Annotated in this window: 3 protein-coding genes; 2 read left to right on the top strand and 1 reads right to left on the bottom strand. The window is 71.4% G+C overall.

Annotated features, from left to right (window positions below):
• Positions 1 to 713 precede the first annotated feature (713 nt).
• Together AC08OO_RS19810 and AC08OO_RS19805 are read left to right on the top strand one after the other, a co-directional pair.
• Positions 714 to 1592: an undecaprenyl-diphosphate phosphatase gene (locus AC08OO_RS19810; protein ID WP_476611213.1), complete on the top strand. Its 879-nt coding sequence runs from the start codon at positions 714 to 716 to the stop codon at positions 1590 to 1592.
• 205 nt (positions 1593 to 1797) lie between these two features.
• Positions 1798 to 4527 carry an HAD-IC family P-type ATPase gene (locus AC08OO_RS19805; protein WP_476618873.1) on the top strand — a complete coding sequence of 910 codons (2730 nt, stop codon included), beginning with the start codon at positions 1798 to 1800 and terminating at the stop codon, positions 4525 to 4527.
• 22 nt (positions 4528 to 4549) lie between these two features.
• On the opposite strand, the gene AC08OO_RS19800 is transcribed toward AC08OO_RS19805, so the two are convergent.
• A complete protein-coding gene (locus AC08OO_RS19800) occupies positions 4550 to 6691 on the bottom strand; it encodes a bifunctional copper resistance protein CopD/cytochrome c oxidase assembly protein (RefSeq protein WP_476611214.1) in 2142 nt (713 codons plus the stop codon).
• Positions 6692 to 6854: the final 163 nt, after the last annotated feature.

Here is a 6854-nt window from a genome sequence, read left to right as displayed (position 1 = left end):
CTGATCGGGTCGGGTTGGGTCTGATCGGGTCGGGTCGGGTCTGATCGGGTCGGGTTGGGTCGGATCAGGCGGGGCGAGCGGCCGGTTGGCCCAGCCAGCGTCGCACCAGACCGGTCAGAAGCAGGATCACGGCCGTTCCGACCACTTCAATGATCACATTCGCGAGCAGGTGACTCATCGTGTAACCTCCCAGGCGTACCGTGTCGCTCCCCGACCCTGATCGGGGCGCGCCAGACCGCCACGAGGCGGGCGGTCTGTACTTCCGGGTGACACGGTGCGGGTCGCAGATGAACAGAAAGTGAGCGATTCCGTTCGGTTGTATGGCCAGAGCGTGAACCCGCTCGTTTGTCGCGGTCCGTGACTGTCCGACGGACCGCCAGGTCAGCCCATGTGGGGGCCTGCTGCGGGGTGGACTCGGCCCGATCCGGCCGAACCCCGATCGGACCAGGTCGATCGGACCAGGTCGGAGGATCGGAGAAGGCGGGGACGCCGTCACCCAGCATCCGCCCGCATTTCACCCTTCGCTACGGTGAAGCCGTGGTCGGGTATGCGTGGATGACGCGAACAGGCCGGGCGCGGAGCCGGCAGACCAATCGTCGTTCGGCGTGGCCTCCGGACCCGGCGGCCTCGCCGGACGGGCTGAACGGACCGGATGGACCGGATGGACCGGATGAACCGGACTCGTCTGGCTCGTGGGCCAGGTCGGCGCGTCGATGAACTTCTTCGAGGGAACGGTCCTCGGTCTCGTTCAGGGGCTCACCGAGTTTCTCCCGGTCTCGTCCAGCGCCCACCTGCGCATCGCTGCCGCGCTCGCCGGCTGGGAGGACCCGGGCGCCGCGTTCACCGCCGTGACCCAGATCGGCACCGAGACCGCCGTGCTGATCTACTTCCGCAAGGACATCGCCCGCATCGTGGCGGCGTGGGCGCGCTCGCTCACCCGCCGGGAGATGCGTAAGGACCCCGACGCCCGGACGGGCTGGCTGGTCATCCTCGGCACCCTTCCGATCGGCCTGCTCGGGGTGACGCTGCAGGACGCCATCGAGGGTCCGTTCCGCGACCTGCGGCTGATTGCCACGACGCTGATCGTGCTCGGCCTGATCCTGGGCGGCGCGGACTGGTACGCCTCGAAGGGGCGGCCGCAGGGCCGTCATTCGCCGCTCCGCCCGCGCAAGGTGCTTGAGGACTTGTCGGTGCGTGACGGGCTCCTCTATGGTCTCGCCCAGTCTGCCGCGCTGATTCCCGGCGTCTCCCGGTCCGGTGCGACGATCAGCGGGGGCCTGCTTCTCGGCTACACTCGCGAGGCTGCGGCCCGGTACTCCTTCCTGCTGGCGATGCCGGCGGTGCTGGCGTCCGGGGTCTTCGAGCTGCGTTCCATCGGTGGGAAGGATGCCGACGTCGCCTGGGGCCCGACGATCCTCGCCACGTTCGTGGCGTTCGTCACCGGCTACGCCGCGATCGCATGGTTCCTGCGGTACATCTCGACGCGCAGTTTCGCGCCCTTCGTGCTGTATCGCGTGGGGCTGGGGCTGCTGCTGTTCTCCCTGCTGGTCGGGGGTGCCCTCAGCCCCGACGCCGGTGCCCCCCCGGGCTGAACGGGCGGGGAGCCCCCAGGCGCGACCCACGCGCCTACGGCCGTCAACTACGGTGGGGGCCGGCGGTCCGCGTGTGCAGACGGTGGAGGCATCTACGGGACATATCCAAACGAGTCCGAGACCCGCCCGAGGTCGGTCGGGAAACCGATAACGATTCCGCTGCCAAGCCTCCGGCAGCGGCCGCGACGGAGCGTGGAGGGACACCATGGTTCGGCGAGGGGCCGCGGGAGCGCGGCTGTCTCCGGGACGGCTCGACGACCGGAACCCGGCGCCTCCCAGCGATTCCGCGTCCGCCGCCGGGGCCGGGTCCGGACCCATCGCGATCGGTCGATCCGCCGCCGGGTTGACCGCCGCCGAGGTCGCCGAACGCCTCGCGGACGGCCGCGTCAACGACGTGCCGGTCCGCTCCAGTCGCTCGCTGCGCGACATCATCCGTGCGAACGTCCTCACCCGGATCAACGCGATCATCGGTGTTCTACTGGTCTTCGTCGCCATCGTCGGTCCATTCCAGGACGCCCTGTTCGGCGGCGTGATCATCGTGAACACCCTGGTCGGCCTGTTCCAGGAGCTGCGGGCGAAGCGCACCCTGGACCGGCTCGCCGTGGTGGGGGAGTCCCGGCCCGTCGTGCGGCGTGACGGTGTCACCCGCGAGCTCCCCGCCGCCGAGATCGTGCTGGACGACGTGATTGAGCTCGGCGCCGGCGACAAGATTCCCGTCGATGGTCTGGTCCTGGCGGCCGATCACCTGGAGGTCGACGAGTCGCTGCTCACCGGCGAGGCGGATCCGGTGCACAAGCAGCCCGGTGACATCGTCATGTCGGGCAGCTTCGTCGTCGCGGGGTCGGGGGCGTTCCGGGCGACCCGGGTTGGCCGCGAAGCCTACGCGGCCCGGCTCGCCGAGGAGGCGAGCCGGTTCACCCTGGTGCGCTCCGAGCTGCGGGGCGGCATCAGCACCATTCTGCGGGTCGTCACCTGGATGATTATTCCGGCCGGCATCGCGCTGATCGTCAGCCAGGTGGTCGTTAACGACGACGACCTGCCCGAGGCCATCCGCCGGATGGTCGCCGGACTCGTGCCGATGGTGCCGGAGGGCCTGGTGTTGCTTACGTCGGTCGCCTTCGCGGTCGGCGTGGTACGGCTGGGCCGGCGGCAGTGCCTGGTGCAGGAACTGCCCGCGATCGAGGGGCTGGCCCGCGTCGACGTCGTCTGTCTGGACAAGACCGGCACCCTCACCGAGGCTGCGATGGACGTCGTGGAGCTGCGGATCGTCGAGCCGGGCACCGGCGCCGCCGTTGGGGCAGGCGTGGCCGCAGAGCCGGGCACCCTCGTGCCGAGCGTGCTCGGCGCCCTCGGCGCGGCCGACAGCCGGCCGAATCCGAGCATGCAGGCGATCATCGATGCCTATCCCGCCCCGCAGGGCTGGCAGGTGCGGGCGGACGCGCCGTTCTCCTCGGCGCGCAAGTGGAGCGGCGCGACCCTCGCCGCCGTGGGCGGGACCGAGGGCACCTGGCTGCTCGGCGCGCCCGACGTGCTGCTGGCGGCCGGTGACCGGGTGCTCGCCACCGTGGACGAGTACGGGGCGCAGGGCCTGCGGGTGCTGCTGCTCGCCCGGTTCGGCGCGTCGCTGGCGGACGCGCTGGTGGACCCGGCGACGGTGCCGGCCGGCGTCGTCCCGGTGGCGCTCGTGGTCATCGCCCAGCGGCTGCGGGCGGATGCCCCGGATACCCTGCGGTACTTCGCCGAGCAGAACGTCGCCGCCAAGATTCTCTCGGGGGACAATGCGCTGTCGGTCGGCGCGGTCGCCCGCACGCTGGGGCTGCCCGGCGCCGACGATCCCGTTGACGCCCGCACGCTGCCGACCGACCGGGCCGCGCTCGCCGACGCCCTGGAGAGCCACTCGATCTTCGGGCGGGTCAGCCCGCAGCAGAAGCGGGAGATGGTCGCGGCGTTGCAGTCGCGGGGGCACATCGTCGCGATGACCGGCGACGGCGTCAACGACGTCCTGGCGCTCAAGGACGCCGACATCGGCGTGTCGATGGGATCCGGCAGTCAGGCGACCCGCGCGGTCGCCCAGATCGTGCTGCTGAACAACAGCTTCGCGACCTTGCCGTCGGTGGTCTCCGAGGGGCGGAGAGTAATCGGCAACATCGAACGGGTCGCGAACCTGTTTCTGACCAAGACCGTCTACTCGGTCCTGCTCGCGATCGTGGTTGTGATCACGCAGGTGCCGTACCCGTTCCTCCCTCGGCATCTCACGCTCGTCGGGTCGCTGACGATCGGCATCCCGTCGTTCTTCCTGGCGCTGGCACCGAACACCGAACGGGCGCAGCCGGACTTCGTCGGTCGGGTGCTGCGCTTCGCCCTTCCCGCCGGGTTGCTCGCCGCCGCGGCGACGATGACGTCCTACCTGCTGGCCCGGTCGCACTTCTATGGTCATGACCTGGACGCCGAAACCTCGATGGCGACGCTGACGCTGTTCGGAGTCGCGCTGTGGGCACTGGCGATCGTCGCCCGTCCGTACACCTGGTGGCGCATCGCGCTCGTGCTGACCATGGCGGTCGCGTTCGCGCTGGTCCTGGCCATCCCGTCCGGCCAGGAGTTCTTCCAGCTCTCCCTGGTGGGGACGACCGGGCCGTGGACGGCGGTCGGCATCGCGGCGGCGGCGGCGGTCCTGCTCGAACTCGTGTGGGTGATCACCCGCCATCAACTGACGGCGGTGGCCGCGCGGGTGGACCTGGAAACGGCGCGCCGCCCGTCGGTTCCGCAGAGCAACGTGCGGACCCTGCCCGCGGTGCGTGCCGAGGGTGCTCCTGCCGACGGCCCGCGGTCCGCGGCGGTCGTCCGTCCAGGGGTGGTCGTCCGTCCAGGGGTGGTCGTCCGTCCAGGCGGGCGGTCCGCGGCATCCGGTCCCGACGGCCCGCGGCCGGCGCCGTAGCCGGGGTTTCTCCCCGGCCTGCTTATCCGGAGGTCTCGGCCTCTGCGCTGGTCTCGTCTCCGGGGGTGGGCGAGGTCGTGCGTGAGGTGGCGGCTGTCGAGGTGGTGGCGGCCGCGGACGGCGTGCGCCGGGCTGGGCCGGCGGCGAGCTGGGCGAGGTAGGCGTTGTACGCGTCGAGTTCGGCGTCGACGTCACCAGCGGCGGCGATGCGCCGCTCCCGGGCCCGCGCCTGCCGCTCGTCCAGCCGGGACCACTGGATGGCCAGCACGATCAGCACGACGAAGGTGGGAATCTCGCCGAACGACCAGGCGATGCCCCCGGCGGTCCGCTGGTCGCTGAGCGGTGAGACGCCCCAGGGCCGGACCAGGCGGTCGTACCAGCCCGAGCCGAGCAGGGCCGACGTGCTCATGATGGTCAGGCCGAGGAAGGCGTGGAACGGGACGACCGCCAGCAGCATCAGGACGCGGCCGGGATGCGGCAGCCGGCGGGGGAGCGGGTCGGTCCCGATCAGCAGCTCGAAGAACAGCACGCCGACCGCCAGGAAGTGCACGTTCATGTACAGGTGGCCGAGATGGTTGTGCATGAGAGTCGACAGCAGCGAGCTGAGGTAGAGCACGTAGAGGCTGCCGGCAAAGTTCGCCGTCACGAGCAGCGGATGGGTCAGGATGCGTACCGGCCAGGACCGCAGCGTCCTCAGCAGCCATTCGCGTGGTCCGGTGCGGTGCGGAGCCGTCGCGGGCCGCATCGCCCGCAGCGCCAGAGTCACCGGCGCGCCGAGCACCAGCGGGAGCGGGGCCAGCATGCTGAGCAGCATGTGCTGGCTCATGTGCACGCTGAGCAGGACCGGCCCGTACAGCCCGAGCCCGCTTGACGTGGCGACCACGACGACGAGCAAGCCGGCGAGCCAGGCAATGGTGCGCCCAAGCGGCCAGTGGGCGCCGCGTGCCCGTAGCCGGCGTAGGCCGGCGAGGTAGAGCAGGGCGGCGGTGACCGCGCCGGCGAGGAAGACCCAGTCGATGTGCCAGTCGGTGGCGAGCCGCGTGGCGGTGACCGGTGGGGGCATCGGGTATCCGAGCAGCGTCTGGGTCGGATCGTCGGGAACGAGTGCGTCGTTCACCGGCGGCGCCGTGCGGGACAGCCCGACGGCCAACCCGACCGTGGCCGTGAGAATGGTGAGCTCCACGCCGGCGATGCGCAGGAAACGAGCGACCGCGGTAGTCCTGTCGGTGGTGCCGGTCTGGTCGGTGGTGCCGGTCTGGTCGGTGGGCGTCGTCACCGTGAGCCCGGCGACGACCCGGCGGCGCACCAGACCACCGAGCGTGACGGCGGCCAGCAGGCCTGCGGCCTTGAGCAGGACCAGCAGGCCGTAGCGGGTCTCCCACAACGGGGTGAAGCCGCCGAGCCGCAGGGCCGCACCGGCGATCCCGCTGATTGCGGTGACGGCCGCGGCCCCGGCCGCGAACCGGCTGTACCGGCGCAGCGCCGGGCCGAACAAGCCCGCCGGCAGCCGCACCGCGGTGAGCAGGCCGAGTAGACCACCCACCCATGCCGTGGCCGCCAATACGTGCACGCCGAGGGCCACCACGGCGATCGCATGATCGCCGGACGTAGCGGCGTGGCCAACCAGGATCGGCGGCACGATGCCGGCGACCGCGACAGCGAGCAGGGCCCCGGTCGCGGTCGTCGTCGTGACCGTACGGCCGATCACCGCGATGACGGCAGCCAGGGCCGCCACGACGAGTAGCGCCCGGCCCTGGGAGGTGGTGGAGACGAAGGAGCGTAGCGAGGAGACATCCAGGACGTCGCCGGCCGGGCGCGCCGAGATCTCGGACAGGGTGAACAGCAGCTCCACGAGGGTGGCCAGCATCCACAGAGCCGCGGTGTTCGCCGCGTACCGGCCGCACCGCCGGGCCGTGGGCGACAGGATGCCCACCCGGGACCCGTTGCCGGCCGCACCGTGTTTCGCCGGAAGAAGGACGGCGGCCGTGAGAAGCCACCCGATCGTCCCCACGGCGGCGATCCTGCCGACCAGACGGGCGAAAGGCAGTGCCCAATAGGTGAGCGTGCCGGACGAAGGCAGACCGGGCAGCCGCAGGGGGCCTGGCCCGAAACCGACGACCAGGGCCAGTGCCACGCATCCGGCCGCGACGGCGACGGGCGCCATCCGTCCGACCGCCGCCGTCCGTCCGTCCGCCGAGGTGGAGCGGCTGGCGGGGATGGTCCTGGTGAGAGCGGCGGTATGCGGAGGAGCGGCCGGACCCGTGGGCGTGGTGGGGTCTGCGGGCGTGGCGGGGTTGTTCGTTATGGCGGGGTTGTTCGTTATGGCG

Source organism: Frankia sp. CeCAU1 (genome assembly GCF_977971845.1).
The sequence above is the reverse complement of the archived record's forward strand: the minus strand, read 5'-3'. Positions and strand labels throughout refer to the sequence as shown.

Coding starts and splice junctions, on each gene's coding strand:
- AC08OO_RS19810 (WP_476611213.1), top strand. CDS start 714: ATGAACTTCTTCGAGGGAACGGTCCTCGGTCTCGTTCAGGGGCTCACC.
- AC08OO_RS19800 (WP_476611214.1), bottom strand. CDS start 6,691: ATGGCGCCCGTCGCCGTCGCGGCCGGATGCGTGGCACTGGCCCTGGTC.
- AC08OO_RS19805 (WP_476618873.1), top strand. CDS start 1,798: ATGGTTCGGCGAGGGGCCGCGGGAGCGCGGCTGTCTCCGGGACGGCTC.